The 20,197-nt window shown below is 44.3% G+C and carries 16 protein-coding genes; 5 read left to right on the forward strand and 11 right to left on the reverse strand.

From position 1 onward, the window contains the following. Positions 1–106: 106 nt before the first annotated feature. The 3 genes from RMX89_RS19770 to RMX89_RS19780 all read right to left on the reverse strand — a co-directional run bounded on the left by RMX89_RS19770 (position 107) and on the right by RMX89_RS19780 (position 2,408). On the reverse strand, positions 107–733 hold the full coding sequence (locus tag RMX89_RS19770; RefSeq protein ID WP_322690129.1) for a hypothetical protein: 627 nt from the start codon (positions 731–733) through the stop codon (positions 107–109). 48 nt (positions 734–781) lie between these two features. Then, positions 782–1,351 carry a Uma2 family endonuclease gene (locus RMX89_RS19775; protein ID WP_322690130.1) on the reverse strand — a complete coding sequence of 190 codons (570 nt, stop codon included), beginning with the start codon at positions 1,349–1,351 and terminating at the stop codon, positions 782–784. Between the two features lie 103 nt (positions 1,352–1,454). Further along, positions 1,455–2,408, reverse strand: a complete 954-nt coding sequence (locus RMX89_RS19780; RefSeq protein ID WP_322690131.1) for a stage II sporulation protein M — start codon at positions 2,406–2,408, stop codon at positions 1,455–1,457. Between the two features lie 80 nt (positions 2,409–2,488). Here RMX89_RS19780 and RMX89_RS19785 point away from each other — a divergent pair, with 80 nt between their 5' ends. After that, positions 2,489–3,334 (forward strand): hypothetical protein, encoded by an 846-nt coding sequence (locus RMX89_RS19785; RefSeq protein WP_322669954.1) that lies wholly within the window; start codon positions 2,489–2,491, stop codon positions 3,332–3,334. Positions 3,335–3,379: 45 nt separating this feature from the next. Beyond that, positions 3,380–4,165 (forward strand): RDD family protein, encoded by a 786-nt coding sequence (locus RMX89_RS19790; RefSeq protein ID WP_322690132.1) that lies wholly within the window; start codon positions 3,380–3,382, stop codon positions 4,163–4,165. A 189-nt stretch (positions 4,166–4,354) separates the two neighbouring features. On the opposite strand, the gene RMX89_RS19795 is transcribed toward RMX89_RS19790, so the two are convergent. Beyond that, the gene (locus tag RMX89_RS19795; protein ID WP_322690133.1) at positions 4,355–5,143 is read right to left on the reverse strand and encodes a DUF1868 domain-containing protein; all 789 of its coding nucleotides are present in this window, start codon (positions 5,141–5,143) and stop codon (positions 4,355–4,357) included. A gap of 407 nt (positions 5,144–5,550) precedes the next feature. On the opposite strand from RMX89_RS19795, the gene holA reads away from it, so the two are divergent. Together holA and RMX89_RS19805 are read left to right on the forward strand one after the other, a co-directional pair. Next, on the forward strand, positions 5,551–6,540 hold the full coding sequence (gene holA, locus RMX89_RS19800) for a DNA polymerase III subunit delta (protein WP_322690134.1): 990 nt from the start codon (positions 5,551–5,553) through the stop codon (positions 6,538–6,540). Between the two features lie 109 nt (positions 6,541–6,649). Next, positions 6,650–7,132, forward strand: coding sequence for a DUF4168 domain-containing protein (locus RMX89_RS19805; protein ID WP_322690135.1), 483 nt, complete (start codon positions 6,650–6,652; stop codon positions 7,130–7,132). Between the two features lie 344 nt (positions 7,133–7,476). Here RMX89_RS19805 and RMX89_RS19810 read toward each other — a convergent pair whose 3' ends face one another. Further along, the gene (locus tag RMX89_RS19810; protein ID WP_322690136.1) at positions 7,477–11,451 is read right to left on the reverse strand and encodes a PAS domain S-box protein; all 3,975 of its coding nucleotides are present in this window, start codon (positions 11,449–11,451) and stop codon (positions 7,477–7,479) included. A gap of 186 nt (positions 11,452–11,637) precedes the next feature. Beyond that, positions 11,638–14,007, reverse strand: a complete 2,370-nt coding sequence (locus RMX89_RS19815) for a glycoside hydrolase family 31 protein (protein WP_322690137.1) — start codon at positions 14,005–14,007, stop codon at positions 11,638–11,640. A 467-nt stretch (positions 14,008–14,474) separates the two neighbouring features. Here RMX89_RS19815 and rsgA point away from each other — a divergent pair, with 467 nt between their 5' ends. After that, positions 14,475–15,536 carry a ribosome small subunit-dependent GTPase A gene (gene rsgA / locus RMX89_RS19820; protein WP_322690138.1) on the forward strand — a complete coding sequence of 354 codons (1,062 nt, stop codon included), beginning with the start codon at positions 14,475–14,477 and terminating at the stop codon, positions 15,534–15,536. Between the two features lie 218 nt (positions 15,537–15,754). Here rsgA and RMX89_RS19825 read toward each other — a convergent pair whose 3' ends face one another. The 5 genes from RMX89_RS19825 to RMX89_RS19845 form a co-directional block, all read right to left on the reverse strand. Next, entirely contained in the window at positions 15,755–16,762 is a 1,008-nt protein-coding gene (locus tag RMX89_RS19825) for an aldo/keto reductase (RefSeq protein WP_322690139.1), read from the reverse strand. Positions 16,763–16,937: 175 nt separating this feature from the next. Then, complete coding sequence (locus tag RMX89_RS19830; protein WP_322690140.1) at positions 16,938–17,774, reverse strand: SDR family oxidoreductase; 837 nt, start codon at positions 17,772–17,774, stop codon at positions 16,938–16,940. A 111-nt stretch (positions 17,775–17,885) separates the two neighbouring features. Further along, positions 17,886–18,629, reverse strand: coding sequence for an SDR family oxidoreductase (locus tag RMX89_RS19835; protein ID WP_322690141.1), 744 nt, complete (start codon positions 18,627–18,629; stop codon positions 17,886–17,888). A 146-nt stretch (positions 18,630–18,775) separates the two neighbouring features. Then, positions 18,776–19,549 carry an SDR family oxidoreductase gene (locus RMX89_RS19840; protein WP_322690142.1) on the reverse strand — a complete coding sequence of 258 codons (774 nt, stop codon included), beginning with the start codon at positions 19,547–19,549 and terminating at the stop codon, positions 18,776–18,778. Between the two features lie 48 nt (positions 19,550–19,597). Next, positions 19,598–20,125: a cyclophilin-like fold protein gene (locus tag RMX89_RS19845; RefSeq protein ID WP_322690143.1), complete on the reverse strand. Its 528-nt coding sequence runs from the start codon at positions 20,123–20,125 to the stop codon at positions 19,598–19,600. Between the last annotated feature and the right edge of the window lie 72 nt (positions 20,126–20,197).

Below are 20,197 nucleotides of genomic sequence, written 5' to 3' on the forward strand. Positions count from 1 at the left end.
ATCAATTCTTGAAGTACATTCCATTTTTTCTTGTCGTGTTGAAGGTTAAGAACTGAGATACAAAAAGCTAACATACAACCCAAAATTGCCCATTCTGCTGGTCTAGTCAAGTTGTTTGTAAAGTATGAAATATCAGTAAGGGACTTCCAAATAAAAAAACATACAATTTTTCTTGTGGGGTGGACATCTTGTCCGCCCCAAGCCTTGGGCGGGCGAGACGCCCACCCCACAAGATTGGATAATTTATTTCTTGGTAATCCCTAAATTCAAGTTTCAGCTTATCAAGATCGGCAATTAGTTGATGTTCAAGACATCTTCCTGTATACGGAAAGTATGAAACTAGTGGATGACTATGAGTTGAGTAGTACGGAAATTCAGGGTGTTGAACTTGATTCCGTAACCTAATAAAGAGATGCTCGTCAAGTTGTTGCCTTATTCCATGTAAAAGGTGATCTACTACTCTTTTAAGGAATTTGATGTGGATATCGCGCCTTAGATATGCCTTAAAGTTCTCAATAGTAAGAATATTCTCAATTGCCGTCATCGGACTGCTATAGAATAATATCTTAGGTTCGGGATAATCACTCACCGCATAAGCAGCTTTGATTACTGCTATCGCTTTTGCTTGCTCAATTGATTCAGTTGATATTTGTATCGATCGCCACTTATCTCTATAAATGGGAAGCATTGCCTCTTGCTCATCAGATAGTTCGGTGATGATGCGTTTTGGCATATATATTTTCAGTGTAAAAATAGTAAGTTAGGTTGAACAGAATATTTGTTATGCAGTCACCTTTAACCATCCAAAAATATCACCTACCGTCAACTGTAACCCCTGACAGAACTCTGGCACTGGCAAAACAGATTCAACTTCCTCAAAAGGTAAAGGTTGTTGTCTTGCAGGATAAGCAGCAATGAAGCGCTCATCAGGGTCAATTAACCAACCCATTTGAGTTCCGTGATTGAGAGCGTGTAAGATTTTTTTTGTAACTTTTGTATGGCTTTGTTCGGGGGAAAGAATTTCGATTATCCAGTCGGGTGCTGCGGCAAATGTATTGGCAATATCACCATTCTCGTCTACAGGAAGCCTTGCCCAAGAGAATACAGCGACATCGGGAACTATAGAACGTCCTCCAAAAGTGCAACGTAATTCTGGAAAAGCCCAACTCATTTTTTGTACTTTGACAACAGAATTGATTGTGGGACAGAGTTCTCCTTGAATAGTACTATGTTTTCCTTGAGGCATAGGTTTGGGAATGATTTGACCGTCAATGTATTCAGAATACGGTTTAGTTTCTGGTAGTACGAGAAACTCTTCTAGAGTCAATCTTTTATTTGATGTTTGTACCATGATTATCCTAGCTTCAATTTATGATGATTTATTTACATAGTTTGTATTTACCTTATTGTAAAAGATTTTTTCAATTTCCCAATCAGCCGCTATCTAAATTATTTTATGTTTGCTTGCGGCTACAATACATTACCAAAAGTATAAATAATCCTATTCCTGCCAAATATTTAATCGGCTCAGATACGCTGGGATTAGGGGAGAAAAAGCCTTCGATCGCACCAGCAATAATCAACATTGGTACAATCCCAAATACTAGCTGCACCGCTTGATATCCATAAAATTTCAGTGCATCTCCACGGCGATATTTACCAGGAAATAAAATTGCTTTTGCTAATAAAAATCCCGCACCCCCAGCAAAAAAGATTGCAGGTAATTCTAAGGAACCATGCGGAAATACAAAGGCCCAAAAAGGATAAGCCAGATTATTTTGACCGACTAAAGTACTAACAGCACCAATTAATAAACCATTAAATACCATCAAATAGGCTGTGTATGCTCCACCTGTCATACCACCAGCAACAGCCCCAAAAGATACCGACAAATTATTGATTGCGATGCCGCTGGATGCCAAAGGTTCAACACCAACAATTGAACCCATCCATAATTTATGCTCATCTCGCACTTTGGTAATCAAGCTTTCAGGTACAATCAAAGGCATAAAGCTGGGGTTTTGCCAAGAATACCACCAAGCCACTAGTGCGCCTAGTAGAAATAGCGCCGTTGCCATAGCAATATATACAAATGATTTCTGGACTACAGATGGTAATCCCCAACGATAAAATTCTAAGATTGCCTGCCATTCCTGCCGCCGCGAACCTTGGTAAATCTGCGTGTAAGCACGAGTTGTTAAAGATTGTAAACTTTGGATTAAAGTATTGCCGATTTGCTGAGTGCGGGCACGCGCTAAATCTGCCGCTAGGGAACGATACAAACTCGCTAACTCTCTAATTTCTGCTGCTCGTAGGGACTTTAACCCTTTTTTTTCTATCTGCCTTAATAGGGCATCCAAACGCTGCCAATTCGGTTCTCGTCGCGCAATCCAACGTTGAATATTCATGAATTTTGGGAACACTGAGTTTAACTTAGCTTAAGATAGCCTCAAATTGATCTCCGTAATTTCAAGGGAAATTTAGCATTATGTCTGAAAACTTTGGATCTTCTGGCCAGATACAACCACTGAGTATCGGTAACGTTGTCAGTGCTGCGGTACGGTTGTATCGTTCTCATTTGAAGACTTATCTTAACCTAGCTGCGATCGCGCACTTGTGGGTTCTAGTTCCTGTGTATGGTTGGGCAAAATATGCAGCCATCTCTGGACTAATTTCACGCTTGGCTTTTGGAGAATTGATTTACCAACCTGAAGGTGTTCAAACTGCCAGGAGCCATATTAATCCACGTCTTTGGTCATTTTTAAGAGTTGGTTTGCAAGTAGGTATATATTTACTGCTAATTTATATTGGATTAGCGATCGTGGGCGGTGTAGTGGCTAGCTTGATCGGAGTAGCATTAGGAGGAATATTAGGTACTTCAGGCGTTATAGTCATAACCACATTGGTAATAATTGTAACGGCAGGCATTATATTGTTAGGACTAACCTGGTTCTACTCCCGTTGGATAGTAGCTGAAGTGCCTTTAGCAGTTGAGGAAAATATCAATGGTGGCGAAAGTGTTGCCAGAAGTTGGGAGTTAACTAAAGCCTCAGTCTTTCGCATTCAAGGCATTGTTTTAGTTGCTTTTATCGTTACAATGCCGTTGGTGTTTGTATTAAACTATATACCTAGCTTATTCCTAATTAAACTTGAGCCTGGTACTGCTATTTACTCGATTGTGTATATTATTTCTGTGATTGGCAGTTTGATCGGTGGAGTTTTAGTCATGCCATTTTGGCAAGCACTAAAAGCTGTTTTATACTTGGACTTGCGTAGTCGGCGTGAAGGTCTAGGTTTGCAATTACGAGAACCTCCCTCGCAAGATTTTCGTTAACTCAACATCTTAATCCAACTCTATTAATTTTGAATTAGTTAAAATATGCGCTTTTTTAATCGCATCACATTCCAGACTCCAGAAAGTGTAGAGTTGGAATTCACTCTCGCGGGAATCGGTAATCGAGTTTTGGCACTCCTGATTGACTATACAGTGTTGGGTGTAACTTTGCTTCTGTTTGTCCTTACTTGGAGTGTCTTCTCGACACAGCTGTTAAATTTTGTTGAATATTTTTTTAAAAAATTAACAAATTTAGATATTTGGTTGTTAGCAATTTTCTTCATTATCGCCTTTGCAATTTACATCGGCTATTTTGTATTTTTTGAAACCTTATGGTTTGGGGAAACTCCTGGTAAACGGTTTGCTAAAATTCGTGTAGTTCGAGATGATGGTAGATTGATCGGGCTACAACAAGCAACGCTACGTGCTTTACTGCGACCCTTTGATGAAACTTTGTTTATCGGTGCTTTTTTAATTATGTTGGGTAGCCGCGAAAAGCGCTTAGGTGATTTGGCTGCTGGCACAATTGTAATTCAAACCCAAGCACCCACTGCATCTGCAAGATTGACAATTTCAGAACAGGCAAAAGGACTTCATGAACAGTTAATCGAAATTGCTGATTTCTCGCAATTGATGCCAGATGATTTTGCTGTGATTCGTGAGTATTTACAGCGACGCGGTGCAATGTCGTTAAAGGCAAGAACCTCACTATCTCTAAAGCTAGCCGAGCAAGTTAAAGCTATTATTAATTTAGAAAAATTGCCAGAAGCTGTTACGCCTGATGTTTTTTTAGAAGCAATTTACCTCGGTTATCAACAACCGAAATTTTAAGCTAATTACTAATGAGTAGTCAGTAGTCAGTGAGTGGAAACTACTGACTACTAATTAAGGGACTTTAAAATAAAAAAATATCCAACTATTTATTGTGGAATGGGCGACACGAGCGCCCAGTAACCAAAGGCGGGCAAGATGCCCACCCCACAAGATTGGATAATTTATTTCTTGGAAGTCCCTAATTACTTAAAAATCCAAAATCGGCCAGTCTGATTCGCGATAATAGCGTGTCATGTTGTCAAACTTTCGTAATTCAACACGATCAATCGAGAATTCCGGCAAATTCAACAGCCATTGTTCATTCAATTGAGAAAGCATTGTGCTGAAGTTTATGCGGTCTAGGTCAGATGGAACCTCCCCAAAATAGGCTAATGTAACATGGGCTGTGAAGTGATAATGCTGCTCAATACCCAAGGCAATTAACTTGGGATTTTGATAAATTGTTCGACGAAATTGAATAATTTCCTCGTAACAACGTTCATCTTGGGGGACTAAACAAATGGCTATGGCTCTTGGCATCAGTATTAGTCCCAGCATTTGCCATTTAATTGGATGACTTCTGTTTGTCATCAATTGTTGATATTTTTGAAATATTTCAGCTAAACAAGAGTGTAACTCCTCGTCAAATTTAGGATTTTTTTCGTAGGCATCAAGGTAAGCATTGTCCCAAATTAAATCCGCTAAAGTCAGATGGAAGCTAGCAGGAGGTACAGGTACAATCAAATTACGGTTTACAGGCAACTGCAAAAGTTCCTGTTGATAAGTCTGTAATTTGGCATAGAAAGCAGAATTGTGTGATTCTTCTTCTGCCGGCGGGGTAATTAGCGTATAGCCAGGAAAGGATGCCGCTTGTCTCAACCCAGAATGTAGCTGAAATTTAGAAGATTCCTGAATATGCTGGGCTTGGGATCTGTAGGCTTCTGGCAGCGTCAGTCTTGCTAACCGATTTAAGTAAGTTTGATAGTTGTCGTCCAATCTTCATAGCCTCACGCTCTCACTTGATAGATTTTAGGGAAAATTACCTTGATTAAGAGAATGATTTCAAAAGTATTTAATTTTTGCGAATGGGGAATGGGGAGATGAGGGAGATAGGGGGACAAGGGGCATAGGTGTCAACTTCAGCTGGAAATAGCTTATCTGTTGGCTTCCATGCCCGCCCAGAAATAAATTTTCCGGCTTTTAACTTAAGTCTACTGAAGTAGATTGGAGATTTTTGGCGATATTTAGTCATCTTCAGATGACTTTAGCGATGAGACGGGAATTTCAATTCCCGGCGGACAAGGGGTTTTGCGTTAAGTTGACACGTATGGACAAGGGGACAAGGGGGTAAACAAAACTCCTAACTCAGCACTCCTAATTCCCATCTACTAAGAGGTTTATCTATGCCAATCTATGTTTACTGGGGTGAAGATGATTTTGCGATGGAAAAGGCGATCGCACTTTTGCGCGATCGCGTCCTCGATCCCCTATGGACAAGTTTTAATTACACTGCATTTTCCCCAGATCGGGCTGATGCTGTTATCCAGGGGTTAAATCAGGTGATGACGCCTACTTTTGGCGCTGGTGGGCGTTTGGTATGGCTGATAAACACCACTCTGTGTCAGCACTGTCCTGAGAATGTGTTGGCAGAATTGGGGCGATCGCTAAGTGTCATTCCCGAAAACTCATTTTTATTGCTCACCAGCCGCAATAAGCCAGATGAACGCCTCAAATCCACGAAATTGTTAAAACAGTTTGCTACCGAATTCCGAGAATTTCCTCTTATCCCACCTTGGAAAACAGAATTACTGGTGCAATCTGTTAATCAAGCAGCCCAGACTGTAGGCGTGAAACTGACTGCCAATACTTCCCATCTGTTGGCAGAAGCCGTAGGAAATGATACACGGCTCCTTTACAATGAGTTAGAGAAATTACGGCTATATGTCCAAGATAGCAATCAGCCTTTAGACACAGATACTGTTACAAAGTTAGTAAGAAATACTACCCAAAATAGCTTACAATTAGCAGCAGCAATCAGAACAGGAGATACAGGTAAAGCTTTGACAACACTAGCAGATTTGAGCAATGCTTCCGAGCCGGGATTACGGATAGTTGCGACACTGATTGGACAATTTCGCACCTGGCTGTGGGTGAAGATTATGATAGAAAGTGGGGAACGGAATCAACAAGCGATCGCTGTTGCCGCTGACATCGGTAATCCCAAACGAATTTACTTCTTGCAGCAAGAAATTAAGCTGCTTTCTGTGCAACAGTTAATCTTTTGCTTACCCCTACTGCTGGAATTAGAGGTTAGCCTTAAGCAAGGAGCATCAGAAATGTTAACGCTCCAGACTAAAGTTATCGAACTTTGTCAAGTATGCCGAGGAAATTGACAATCAAATATAAAAGCTTGATGTATTGAGCAGTTCCTGGAACTTCCAACTCTGAAAATAATTCAAAGTTCTTATAATATCCCTGATGTAGTTTCGTGTCACATACTATATGAAGAAAATTTCTGATTTATTTTCCCGAACTAGCCGAAAGCGAACCCTGTCGCGATCGTTATTGTTCGGTGCGATCGCTACTGTAAGTGTGATTTCTAACGGTTTTTCATTGAGTTCTAAAGCTGACGCTCAAACTCCAGCACCAATAGTTAACAATACTGAAATCGACAGTTACGCTCAAGCCGTGCTAGCAATGGAGCCAGCCCGTCAAAATGCTTTTGAAGAAATTAAAAAACTTATTGGCAATGGAGAAATCCCCCAAATTGTTTGCAACGATTCTAATAGCATAAATGGTCTTCCAAAGAAGGCTCAAGATATCGCAGTTAACTACTGTAACCACGCTCAAAAAATTGTCGAAGATAATGGTTTAAAATTTGAACAGTTCAACAAAATTACTATAGAACTACAAAATAATACTATCTTAAAAAGGCAGGTTTACAATACTCTATTACGCCTGCAACAACCTGCTGAGTCTCGATAAGTAGAAGAGGCTACTTCAATTAAGGCACTTAGTAAGAAAGTGGTTAATTACTATGGGAATCAAAACTCAATTATTCGGATATTATCGTAGTCTTATTTGATTTATGAAAATATAGATAAGGCAACGAACCTCTTTCTCTAGGAGACATAGGGATGAATTTAATTCATATTCCCCAATGCCCCATTTCTAAGTCCGTCCTAATATTCTTCGGTTAAGGCAAGAGACGCGATGAATCGCCGTCTCTACAATAATAATTGGTCTTTCGTAATAGCATCATCTGTCAACGTTGCGGCTGGAATTCTCTTTTGTTCTCACATCCTTGTGGGGCATACTGATGTCGCTGACTAAACTCCAGGGGGTGGGGGCAGAGGGGCAAAAGAGCCGAGGTGGGCATTCTTCAGAAGTGGTAGTTTGACGGTAAACGTCGCTCCTTGTTCTTTGCCTGGGCTATCTGCGCGGACAGTACCGCCATGTAATTCTACTAAATGACGGACGATCGCTAATCCTAGTCCTAATCCACCATAGATTCTAGTACTAGAACTATCAGCTTGACGAAAGCGATCGAAAACGTAAGGAAGAAAATCAGGACTGATACCAATGCCTGTATCAATCACCTGAATTTGGGCATATTTATCCGTTGTTTGTGGTTTTTCTTGTCCACTAACCACTGACAATTGCAACTCTACCCTTCCGCCAACGGGTGTAAATTTGATGGCATTGGATAGCAGATTCCAGATAATTTGTTGTAAGCGCTCGAAATCCCCGGAAACTAAATATTGAGAATTTTCACTCGGCTTGCTGTCATTTGAATGTTGATTAGTTTGGGATTGTGCTGCTGGAAATTCGAGATTTTCGCGATTAACTCCTAATTCCCAATCTGAATTTGGTGTTGCTTTTGAGGAAATTAGGGAAAATCTCAAATCGATTTCCTTGGATTGAGCGGCTAAACTAACAGTTTTAATGGCTGACTCAATGATGGGAACCAAATTACAAGTACGGACATTGAGGCGTAACTGGCCTCTACTCATCCGCGATATATCCAGTAAGTCTTCAATTAACTGGGTTTGCGCTTTGGCGTTGCGCTCAATTGTCTCCGTTGCTCTAGCCATTTGGCTATCACTGAGCTTGCTTCGTTGCAGTAATTGCGCCCAGCCAAGGATGGCATTGAGGGGCGATCGCAATTCATGGGATAATATTCCTAGAAACTCATCCTTCATCCGGTTGGCTTGTTGTAACTGCTCAGTTTGTTGTTGCAAAGAAGCAATTAAACTAGCCCGTTCCATTGCGATGGCTATTTGGTCGCATACTGCTTGCATCATCCCTTTTTGATTGTCGGTGAAGCTTAACCGAGTGCGGCTGCCAAAAGAAAGAGTACCCAACAACCGTCCTTGGGCTATTAATGGGTATGCATAATAAGCTGTAATTCCAAAAGAACGAATCAATTCTGTTTTCGGGTCAATTGATTGCTGCACATTCTCTAGAGCAATTGCACAACGCTCATGGGCGACAGTCGCACAAACCGCCTCAGCAAATTCCAAGGATTCGATTTGGTTTGCTACTTCTGGGGAAAAGCCGCTGTAAGACTCTAGCCGCATTACCTGAGAGTTATCCTCAACCAAATAGTTAAAGTAAATATCTAAACCAATTTGGTCTCTTAGTTTTTGGTAGACGCTATCGATTAGTACTACTGGTTGCTGACTCGATAATAAATCGTTGGCTGTGTCAAATAGTAGCTTTAACCTTTTGTAACTTAATGAGAGGGCTTTTTGTGCAGTCTTGAGGTTGCTGATTTCTTGGAACACTAAGATACAGGTAGCCGGATGACCGTGCATTGCTGGTAAGGTATCAGCAAATACAAGTAGAGAGCGCACGCCAGCGGGAGTATGCCAGTCCACCTCCAATCCATTCAGGCTTTCGCCACGGGCAACCCGCACTCCTGGCATAAGTTCATTGGGGATGCGATCGCCAGCTGCATCCGTATAGTGGTAAGCTGTGTGATAATCTTTGGCGGGTATCCCTTTGGGAAATTCGCCCCCAGCTAATTCGTCAGCAGAGCGATTGGCAAAAGTTACCCGCGCCGTTCCTGGTTCGATAAACAGCAATGGTCTTGGCATCAGATTTAACACATTCTCTAGCCATTTTTGCTGCTTTAGGAGTACTTCCTCTGCCTGTTTGCGCTCTGTAATATCTAAAAATGCGCCAACGCTTCCTCTGGTTTTACCCTCTTCGTCAAACAAGGGTGCAACGTACTCCAACAGCTTGACAATTTTGCCATTTTCATGAATGACATCGAGTTCATAATCGATCACCTCAACACCATGAGCAGCAGAGTACTGCATTGGGAGTTCTTCTGTTGACAGTTCCCTTCCCTGGCGATAGATTTTAAAGCTTGTTGGTCTTTCGTCCAAGTCAGCACTGAGGGAGGCATTTGTATCTGACGATATCCCCAACTGCTTCGCAAAAGAAAGGTTGACCTTAATATTTTGGCATTTTGGATCTTCGGCAATGCCAATTCCAATAGGAATTACCTCCAACAAAGTTTGTAATTCAGTTATGCGGCGCTGTAGATCCCTGTTTAGTTGTAATATTTGTTCCTGGGTCTGCTTTTGCTGGCTGATGTCACGAGTTACAGTTGCTAAGGCAATTGGTTGACCTGTTTTATTATCTGTAACAGTGAAGATATTGTAATCAACTGGTATCGGTTGACCTGTTTGGAGATGCCGGAAGCAGAATTCTCCCTGCCAGCGCCCTTCTGATAGTACAGTCGGCAGTATATATTTTTGAAAATAGGCTTTGTCTTTGGGCATGAAGTAATCTAGTACTGCTTTTTGCCTGACTTCATTCAGGTTGGCAAACCCTACCAACTTTTGCCCTGCATCATTTATGTAGAGTAATTGACCCTCAAGGGTGGCAATGCCGATAAAGTCAGAGCTATTTTCTACCAGCAATGCTAATTTTTGTTGTTCTGCTTCTGCTTGTTTGCGTTCGCTCAAGTCGAGGATAAAGGCTACTGACTCTTCGCGGTTTTCTCCTAGCAGCACGTAACCAACTAAAATCGGGATACGGCTACCATCCTTGCGAATAAATTCTTTCTCGTAGGGCGTACAAGCAGCGCCGGTGTTTCCTTGGGCTTCAGCGATACCTTGTTCGTCTAAATATAAATACTCTGGTGGTGTGATATTGCGCCAACTGAACTTACCAGTTAACAAATCCTCCCGCGCGTAACCAATCATCCTCAAGAATTCGTCGTTTGCTTGCTGGATACCGCCATACACATCGCTAAAGAGAATACCGATGACGTTAGCATCTACAAAACTTCCTAGTTTAGCTTCGTAGGTTCTCAGTGCTTCTTGGGCAAGGTCGCGTTGATAGCTGAGGCGTTCAATAACCCTGGCACTTTGCCAAATCAAAATAGTAAAAATTACAATCAAAACGATCGCAAATACCGATATTGCAAATGCCGGATCGTATTGTCCTGCCCGTTGACCTTCGACAATTACCCATCCTAATATAAAAGGTACTGCGATCGCGGCAACTAGTAAACGACGTGCAAGTAAGCCGCCGTAACTATCACTTGTAACTACCCTCATTAAGCCATGTTCTGCCCGCGCCCACAGAATCCCTATACTTAGTAATAAGAACAACAGCGCTGTGTGTAACGCCATTGATGTTGTATAAGGAGCGAGTCCGTAAAGAACTTTCACTTGGTAGGCATAGCCCATCAGCGCCTGAAAGGAAATCAAAGTAGCAATCAGAGTAATAATTTGGGCATACCAATAACTGCGGTGGCTTTTTGGATGAATCAGAATTTGTAGAGCGACACTGACTAGTATAAAGTTCAGTGCTGTGTTCACCCCCATCCGCCCCGGATGCAATGTCGCTAGACTAGTTCGCGAATCACGGAACACCAACTCATCAATGCCCAGATTCCAACCGAATATATATTGACATAGAGTAAGCGCCGCAATTGTGGTGACAGCTATTGCACAGACCTGAGAGATGAGAAAAGTAAGTACGGGCAAGGGGGCTGTGGAACTGTGCGGGTAATTTTGAATTCTTCTTTCCCCCCTGCTCCCCTGCTCATCTTTGAAAAATAGCCACAGTGACACACCAGACAACACAAAACACAACGCCGTGTTGACTTTCATCGTGGCAGGACTACCAGGGAAGCCGCGCTTAAGAACCTCAATTCCAAGACACCAGCCAACTAATACCAAGCTACCAACAAAAACAGCGATCGCACTTGCGACTCTTGCCACAAGTGCATTTGTAGAGATTTTAAATCTATCTTGCAGCCGCAAGCGGTTAATATTTAACATTGAGTGTTCTCTAACCGCATCTATCTAGCGTGGTAAACTTACGTATTTCTTACGAGCTAATCATTGATGTTCTTTGTATTGTAGGCTACACTTCGGCTACTTTTTCATCTACCTCTATGCATATTTTTTCTTGCATAATTTCAAGTAGGAAATAATGGTGGCTCAAAAACCACCTTTACGAGTATTTCAGAATTGTAAGCTATGTCGCTTACCATCATCTTGAAAGCGTTGCTCTCCAACACCTACAAGTTCTACGATCGCTTCTCGCAGTGGAGGTGTCCACTTTCCAACTCTTGCTGCAATTTCCACTACTGTTTGGCTTGCCTGGGTAAATACACGGATGTTAGTTATTGAGTGGTTCTTATCTTGATACTTGCTTGTCTGTCCATCATCTTCAAATAACTGATATTCGTTGTTACCAGGCCAAATTCGTAACCGAATCTCGTCGAGTGGCGATTCATCAACGTATTGGCTGACAGGTTGCATAGGGATGATCGCACCGCTACGGACATACAGTGGCATTCTTTCTAATGGTGCATGAGCAAGAATGTGAATCGGGCCTTCATAGCGATCGCCACTCCACCAATCATACCAAGTGCCAGAGGGTAAGTAGACAGCTCGATGCTCAACTCCAGGGCGGTAAATTGGTGCAGCCATCAGCGATGCACCTAGCAATACTTGATCGTAGAGGCTGTAGGTTTTCGGATCGTTGGGGAAGTGGTATAATAATGGTCTTAAAATCGGTGCGCCCGTTGTTGCCGCTTCCCAAAAAAGACTGTAGATATAGGGAAGTAACTGGTAACGTAGATTAATGTATTCTCGACAGATATTTTCAACGCGATCGCCAAATACCCAAGGTTCATGACGAGCAGTAGACATTGCCGAATGACCGCGCATCAATGGGTAAAGCATTCCTACCTGCATCCACCGAGCGAATAATTCAGCAGTGGCATTACCAGCAAACCCGCCAATATCGCAACCCACAAACCCTACACCCGAAAGTCCCATATTGCAAAGCATCGGCAGAGACATTTCTAAATGCTCCCACAACGATTGGTTATCCCCCATCCACACAGAAGACCAGCGTTGCACACCAGCATAACCCGATCGCGTCAACACAAATGATCGCTCTGAACCTCGATGCCGTTCCAACCCCTCATAACAAGCTTTAGCCATCATCAACCCATACAAATTATGCACTTCTGTATGAGTTACATCAATTCCTAATTTTGAATTTTGAATTTTGAATTTTGAATTTTCTCCTCCCTGCGGCGCATCTAGAGGAAACCAAATCTTTTCTCCATCATCGCCGAAAGGGCGATCGTTTATGGCAGGTTCATTCATATCATTCCAAATTCCTGCCACACCGATATCAGTTAGGCTTTTGTGTAAATCAGCCCACCAGTTACTCACATCAGGACGTAAAAAATCAGGAAAAACAGCTTTCTCAGGCCAAACATAGCCGTGAAACAACGTACCATCAGCTTTACGCACAAAATAGTCGTTTTCTATTCCTTCGTCAAAAACATGATAATTACCTTCTGGTTCATATTTCACACCAGGATCGATAATTGTGACTGTTTTGAAACCATCTTCTGCTAAATCACTGATGAGTTTTGCCGCATTTGCGAAGCGTTGAGGACTCCAAGTAAACACTCGATAGCCCCGCATATAGTCAATATCCAAGTGAATAACATCGCAGGGAATGCGGCGTTGACGAAATTCCTTTGCTAGTTCTCGCACAACGTTTTCTGATTCGTAACTCCAACGGCATTGATGATAACCTAGCGCCCATTTCGGCGGTAATGGCATTCTCCCAGTTAGTTGAGTGTAAGTCTCTAGGATTTGGGCTGGTTCGGGGCCGTAAATAATGTAATAATCCAATTCACCGCCACGAGTTTCCATCTTCCAAATACCTGGTTGTTCAGCGCCGATATCGAACTGACTCCAAAAAGTAGTGTTGAAAAAGATGCCATAGCTTACTTGCGGACGCAAAGCCATAAAAAATGGAATTGCCTGGTACATTTCATCAGTCAGCGAATCATAATCTAAGGCATCCGTTGTCCAGTTAGTTTTTACTTCGCTGAGTTTATCCAGAAAGCCTGTACGTTCGCCAAAGCCATAGAAATGTTCGTCGGCTGCAATTTCCTTCCACCCTGCAACTGCACCCATCCGCCAACCCATTCCCATATCTGCATCTTGGGCGAAGGGACGATTAGCTTTGTCAAAACAGGCGATGCGACACTTTTCCCGCTGAACGCACACACGAATCTGTGCTGTTTCAATTTCGATTGTTGCTTCAGTTTCGCGCACTGCAAAAGGTGTTATTGCCCATTCTGCATCATCTGGCGTCACTGCCCAAGAGCGGCGGGGCATAAATTCCCCATTTGGTGCAAAACGCACGCGGATTAAATTCGGAGTAAGTACGCTGATGGTCAGGCGTGAGTCGCCACAGTCAAAATTAACAATATTATTTTCCCAGGTTACAGCTTTTACATTGCTAACAGTTGTCCAAGCTTGGTTTGTGGTGGGTAATTTTCCGAAATATTGCGGCATATCAGTTATTTAGCAGGTAAACACTTATCCGCATTCATGATTACAGAGATACTCACCCTCAAACTCTTTCTTTCGCTAGAAGTTGCTGAAAGATGAGCAGATATTTTTTATCAAAATTGTTTTTATAATGTACAAACTTGTGCATTGGTTTTTCAATCCGCGATAAATATCAAAGTTAAAATTGCATAATTTAAACAATTTTCTGGAATAGGCTAATGTATTAATGTAGATTATTTACTGTAGTACATAAGGAGGACGAACTATGACTGAATTACTAGCAGTCCGGGTTACTTTGACCATCTCAACTCAAAGAACGCAAGGCGCAGAGATTCTGTTCAGTCCTCTTTTCTACAGGAATGAAAACTAGAATTCACAGACATTCTGGTGCGGGGAGAACTCCCTGCATAGAAGTGTCTTCCTCTGTGGAACCTTGTGCAAAACAAGTAGCACACATCGAGGAAACATCAATGAATTTGGATTATTTAGGCTGGAGTAACTTTTTTGCTCGCAGTTTTGAACCCTATCGCTTACAAGGATTTAGCGTTGCTAGGGTTGCCATTGAATATAGAAATACTTACACCCTCTATAGCGAACAAGGGGAACTTTCAGCAGAAGTTTCAGGTAAATTGCGGCATCGTGCTTCTCAACCACAAGATTTTCCCGCCGTTGGAGATTGGGTTGCGATCAATGTTAGAGAATCTGAAGGACGAGCCACTATCAACGAGATTTTACCCAGGAAAAGCAAATTTTCTCGCAAGACGGTGGGCAGTAAAACAGAAGAACAAATTGTTGCAGCGAATATTGATACAGTCTTCTTAGTCTCAGGATTAGATGGCGATTTTAACCCAAGAAGAGTTGAGCGTTATCTGATTCTGGCTTGGGAAAGTGGTGCAAATCCGGTAATTGTGTTAAATAAAGCAGATTTGTGCAATTCTCTGGAAGAGTATTTAACCCAAGTAGAAGCAGTTGCTTTGGGTGTACCAATTGTAGTTTTAAGTGCCACCAATCATCAAGGATTGGATGCCTTAAAACCTTACTTGCAACCAGGACAGACAGTTGCTTTGTTGGGGTCTTCTGGTGTTGGTAAATCCACCATCAGCAACCAACTGCAAGGTGCATCTGTGCAAGTTGTGCAACCAGTACGGCAAGGTGATGACCGAGGTAGACACACAACAACTAATCGTGAGTTGATTTTGCTCTCTACTGGCGGATTAATTATTGATACTCCAGGAATGCGGGAAATTCAAATTTGGGCAGGTGATGAAGGTTTGCAAGAAACTTTTGCAGACATCGAAACTTTAGCGCAAGAATGCCATTTCCGAAATTGTCAGCATAATAACGAACCGGGTTGTGTCGTGCAGCAGGCTTTGGCTGAGGGAGAACTTGATTATTCTAGATTTCTTAGCTACCAAAAGTTACAAAAAGAACTCGACTACCTTAACCGCAAACAAGACCAAAGGGCGCAATTAGCTGAGAAAGAACGATGGAAAAAGATTCATAAATCCATGCGAAATCATCACAAACGCTAGTAGTCTGCCAACCCAAAAATGCGCTTGTGAGGACTGGGGAAAGGGGAAAGGGACTCATGGTAAGGGATTTAAACCCTTTCCCCCTGCCCCTTATCCCCAAAGGGGGCCCCACCTTCCCCCTTCCCCTTTTCTTTGCCAAGTTCCCTTGGCAGACTACTAGAGGCAGGGAACCAGTCATACCTTACCTTGCCTACTATACGGCTTAACTTAGTGCCAGTTTAACGACCGGTCATTTGTTCCAACTTTTCGGGATACCGAGCGCCTTGCACCGCAATTTTGGAGGCGGCGTCATCGATGTCACGCAGATCGTCGGGTGTGAGTTCAACTGAGACTGCCCCGATGTTTTCGTCCAAGCGATGCAGCTTTGTGGTGCCTGGAATCGGAACAATCCACGGCTTCTGGGCCAGCAGCCAGGCGATCGCAATTTGAGCAGGTGTCGCCTGCTTCCGTTCGGCGATGCTGCCGAGCAGATCGATCAGGGCTTGATTCACTTTCAGAGCCTCCTTAGTGAAGCGAGGCAGGGTGCTGCGGAAGTCGGAGCTGTCAAAAGTCGTGCTTTCGTCGATCTTGCCCGTGAGAAAGCCCTTGCCCAAAGGGCTGTAGGGGACAAAGCCGATGCCAAGTTCCTCCAGGGTCGGTATCACTTCCGCTTCAGGCTTTCTCCACCACAGTGAGTACTCGCTCTGGAGAGCCGTGACTGGCTGAACGGCGTGGGCGCGACGAATCGTTTGCACTCCTGCTTCTGAGAGTCCAAAGTGCTTCACTTTACCTGACTGAATCAGTTCTTTCACCGCTCCTGCCACGTCTTCGATCGGCACGTTCGGGTCAACTCGGTGCTGATAAAGGAGGTCGATCGCCTCGACCTTGAGTCGCTTGAGTGAACCCTCCACGACTTCCTTAATATGCTCCGGTCGGCTATTCAATCCGGGTGAACCCTTCATGCCACGGGGATCGGAATTCGGACTGATGTCGAACCCGAATTTGGTGGCGATCGCCACTCGATCGCGGAAGGGAGCGAGGGCTTCGCCCACCAGTTCTTCGTTTAGGAACGGGCCGTAGACCTCGGCGGTGTCAAAGAATGTAATGCCGCGATCGATAGCGGCCCCCAGAAGAGCGATCATCTCTTGTGTGTCTTTGGGTGGGCCATAAGAAAAGCTCATTCCCATACAGCCCAGCCCGATCGCCGAGACTTCCAGATTACTGTTTCCAAGTTTGCGCTTTTGCATTTTTTGAACTCCTGTCTTTGATTTAAAGGTGAATTAAAGGTCGGAACTGTCCTACTTCAAGATCGGGTCTGGTATTGTTCATCGCTGATTTAGTCCACAGTCTTGATCGATCTGTTGCTGAATGGCGATGTGCATCATGTCCGTAGATTTGATGATGATGCTTCTTGCGCGATCGCTAGAACGAACCATCTGTTGATTTCGATAGCTCTTCATGGGCGCGCGTCGCCTGCAACCGTTCCTCGACAGCCGGCGCGATCATCGCAAGGGCATCACTTCCGGCAACGAACAACTTCGGCGGATTCTCCATCCCGGCGATTTTGACCAGAGCATCGCCCAACTTTGCTGGATCACCCTGCTGCGTGCCGTTGTAGACCGACCAAGTGTCTTGAACGTTGCCCTCGGCGGCATAGTCTTCGATGGCGTTGCTAGGCCATCTGACATTCCGGTCGTCCAGAAGGTCTGTGCGGAAGAAGCCCGGTTCGACGAGCGCGATCTTGATGCCGAACCCCTCCACCTCGGCTGCGACCGACAGCGAGATACCCTCGACCGCGAACTTCGATGCGGCGTAGGCAGCACAGTGCTTAAACCCGACAACGCCAGCAACGGAGCTAATGTTAATGATGTGACCTGACTGCTGCTGACGCATAACTGGCAGCACAGCACGCATGACGTATACCACACCATAGAAGTTTGTCGCGAACTGGCGTTCGATCTCGGTCGTGGTCATCTCTTCAAAATTACCAAGCAGGCTGTAGCCCGCATTGTTAACCAAAACGTCGATGCGATCAAACCGATTCACCGCCTCCTCGACGGCTGTTTTCGCCTCTACCTCGTCGGAAACGTCCAACTGGACAAATGCAAGATTCTCGCTTGCAACATCGCGCAAGGCATTACGCACTTTGTCGAGGTTTCGGCCAGTCGCAACTACACGGTCACCGGACTGCAATGCCGCCTTCGCGGTTCCGGCTCCAATGCCGCTGCCAGCGCCTGTGATAAACCAAACTTTGCTCATGATTATTCTCCTTATTATTCAGTTCTTAATCAGGCCTTGTTCGTCGCTGACCTGTTCCATCCACTCGACGGTATTGCCGCAGCAGTCGTTGCCTAACCACCAGCACTATCCTTACCAAGGCTGCGTGGTTGGGCCAATCGTAAATTCGTTCACGTTTGTATCTTCTGGCTGGTCAATAGCAAATGCCACAACATTGGCTACTCGATCCGGTGAGATACCATACTGCTCATACAACTGAGTCATTTTTTCAGCCATATCTTGGCTGGTAATCTGATTTAACAACTCAGTGTTAATTGCCGCAGGATAAATTGTCGCAGTACGAATGTTAGTCCCCTCTTGAGCAGACTCCATGCGTAGAACTTCCATAAAATCGCGCACGAACCATTTTGTCCCACCATACACTGCACCACCTGGATAAGCTTTTAATCCAGCAACCGATGAAGTTGCGATCGCATGCCCAGACTTTTGGCTAATAAACGTTGGCAACACAGCAGCGATACCATTTAGTACACCCTTGATATTGATATCAACTGTTTGATTCCATTCATCAGTTTTCAATGCAGAAAGTGGAGAATTTGGCATTATGCCAGCGTTCAAGAAAATAACATCGACGCCTCCAAATCTTTCCTTGGCAAGCTTGACGATTTCAGCATTATCAGATGGGTTAACCACATCCATCACTTGATAGACTGCTTGTCCGCCATCTGTTTGAATTTCATCAACCAGTTTTCTCAATTGGCGATCGCGTCGCGCGCCCAATACGACTTTAGCGCCTTTGCTTGCAAGCAATTTTGCAGTTGCTTCACCAATCCCTGATGAGGCGCCGGTAAGAATCACAACTTTGTCTTTAATCATCTGATTCCTCTTTTTGTTGAGTAACTATTGAGTTTCGCTTTCTTCGGATTTGCTAATCAGTGGCTAAGGGCACGCCGACGGTTCGATGTGGCATCAGCAAAAACTTTTCTGGTAATACCGCAAAGTCGGCAGTTGGCGACGAACAATCACTGCACTGTTTGACCGCCATCGACGACCAAGGCGTGTCCGATGATAAAGGCCGCCGCGTCTGAACACAGCCAGACAACGGCATTGGCAATCTCTTCGGGCTGGCCCATCCGTCCGACCGGCTCCTCCGAGATTACCTGCTTGCGTCCTTCAGCAGTGCCGCCAGTGAAGCGATCCATCATCGGTGTTTCAATGTAACCAGGGGCAACGGCGTTGACGCGGATGTTCTGCGAGGCATAATCGAGAGCCGCCGACTTGGTGAGTCCGATTACGCCGTGTTTTGCGGCGGTGTATGCGGCTCCGCCCTTGATGCCTATGACCCCAGCACCCGATGATGTGTTCACGATCGCGCCGCCGCCTTGCTTGAGTAGCAGCGGAATTTCATACTTCATGCACAGAAAAACGCCGCGCAGATCGATGTTTACGATCCGATCCCACTCTGACTCTTCGATTTGGGCTGTTGCTGCCTTTTTCTGCTCCACACCGGCGTTGTTGAAGGCAAAGTCCAAGCGCCCGAAGGTCTCAATGGTCTTGGAAAGAGCCGCCTTCACGTCCTCCGTTCGCGTCACATCGCACTTGACGGCGATCGCTCGTTTGCCGAGTTCTTCGATCGTGCGTGCCGTTTCTTGATTGCCCTGTTCTGAAACGTCGGCGACCACTACATTAGCGCCCTCACGGGCAAATGCCAGTGCCGTAGCTCGACCAATGCCGTTCGCTGCTCCAGTCACAAACGCAACTTTTCCTGTGTACTTTCCATTCTCGTTCGTTGTCATGATTTTTTTCCTTTAATTCTTTACTTAACAAGCCTGTCGCCCCTTTTATTACGATTGAACAAGCTCGATTGTCACTTCTACAGAGCCAGGCACATTAAATGCCTCGATGCCACCATCTATTTTTCCGAGGATAACGAGTCCGTTTGCGTATCCAGAATCTCTATAAAACATCGCCAAATTCCCCCAAGGAGCGTAATAAGCAATATCTCCAACAGCAGGATCGCTGCCTGGGGGTGCATCTTCTGTAGATAATCTTTTTGGCAGATCGCTGATTTTTTCGGTTGTCGCGTAATCTTCTAACGTCAGCGTTAATGGCAGCAGGGAAATAAAATCCTGAGTGGTTTTGCTGTCGATTAAAGTGGCTGTAACAACTTTGTCTTTGACCTTGATGTTTATCTTCATACTGTCTGCCTGCTTGGTTGATATTTCAGTCGGCATCTTCAACGATGCACTGCTAGTTATACTGTTGTCGGCACGGCAGGCTGAGTAACTCAGGGACATCACTAGGGCGAGAACCAAAATCAGCATTCTCTGCTGGCAGTTTTTCCCCTTGATGAAAAACCATCTCAACAGCACTAAGATATTCCTCCATACTGCTCGTCGCTGACATGCTCCATCCAGTCCACAGGCTTACCATCGAGCCATTCC

Origin of the sequence: Nostoc sp. DedSLP04, assembly GCF_034530775.1 — a bacterium.
Taxonomy (GTDB): domain Bacteria; phylum Cyanobacteriota; class Cyanobacteriia; order Cyanobacteriales; family Nostocaceae; genus Nostoc.

Bases quoted from the DNA above. Each gene is read 5' to 3' on its own strand.
- RMX89_RS19770 (WP_322690129.1), bottom strand. From the start codon at position 733: ATGCCAAAACGCATCATCACCGAACTATCTGATGAGCAAGAGGCAATG.
- RMX89_RS19775 (WP_322690130.1), bottom strand. From the start codon at position 1,351: ATGGTACAAACATCAAATAAAAGATTGACTCTAGAAGAGTTTCTCGTA.
- RMX89_RS19780 (WP_322690131.1), bottom strand. From the start codon at position 2,408: ATGAATATTCAACGTTGGATTGCGCGACGAGAACCGAATTGGCAGCGT.
- RMX89_RS19785 (WP_322669954.1), top strand. From the start codon at position 2,489: ATGTCTGAAAACTTTGGATCTTCTGGCCAGATACAACCACTGAGTATC.
- RMX89_RS19790 (WP_322690132.1), top strand. From the start codon at position 3,380: ATGCGCTTTTTTAATCGCATCACATTCCAGACTCCAGAAAGTGTAGAG.
- holA (WP_322690134.1), top strand. From the start codon at position 5,551: ATGCCAATCTATGTTTACTGGGGTGAAGATGATTTTGCGATGGAAAAG.
- RMX89_RS19805 (WP_322690135.1), top strand. From the start codon at position 6,650: ATGAAGAAAATTTCTGATTTATTTTCCCGAACTAGCCGAAAGCGAACC.
- RMX89_RS19810 (WP_322690136.1), bottom strand. From the start codon at position 11,451: ATGTTAAATATTAACCGCTTGCGGCTGCAAGATAGATTTAAAATCTCT.
- RMX89_RS19815 (WP_322690137.1), bottom strand. From the start codon at position 14,007: ATGCCGCAATATTTCGGAAAATTACCCACCACAAACCAAGCTTGGACA.
- rsgA (WP_322690138.1), top strand. From the start codon at position 14,475: ATGAATTTGGATTATTTAGGCTGGAGTAACTTTTTTGCTCGCAGTTTT.
- RMX89_RS19825 (WP_322690139.1), bottom strand. From the start codon at position 16,762: ATGCAAAAGCGCAAACTTGGAAACAGTAATCTGGAAGTCTCGGCGATC.
- RMX89_RS19830 (WP_322690140.1), bottom strand. From the start codon at position 17,774: ATGAGCAAAGTTTGGTTTATCACAGGCGCTGGCAGCGGCATTGGAGCC.
- RMX89_RS19835 (WP_322690141.1), bottom strand. From the start codon at position 18,629: ATGATTAAAGACAAAGTTGTGATTCTTACCGGCGCCTCATCAGGGATT.
- RMX89_RS19840 (WP_322690142.1), bottom strand. From the start codon at position 19,549: ATGACAACGAACGAGAATGGAAAGTACACAGGAAAAGTTGCGTTTGTG.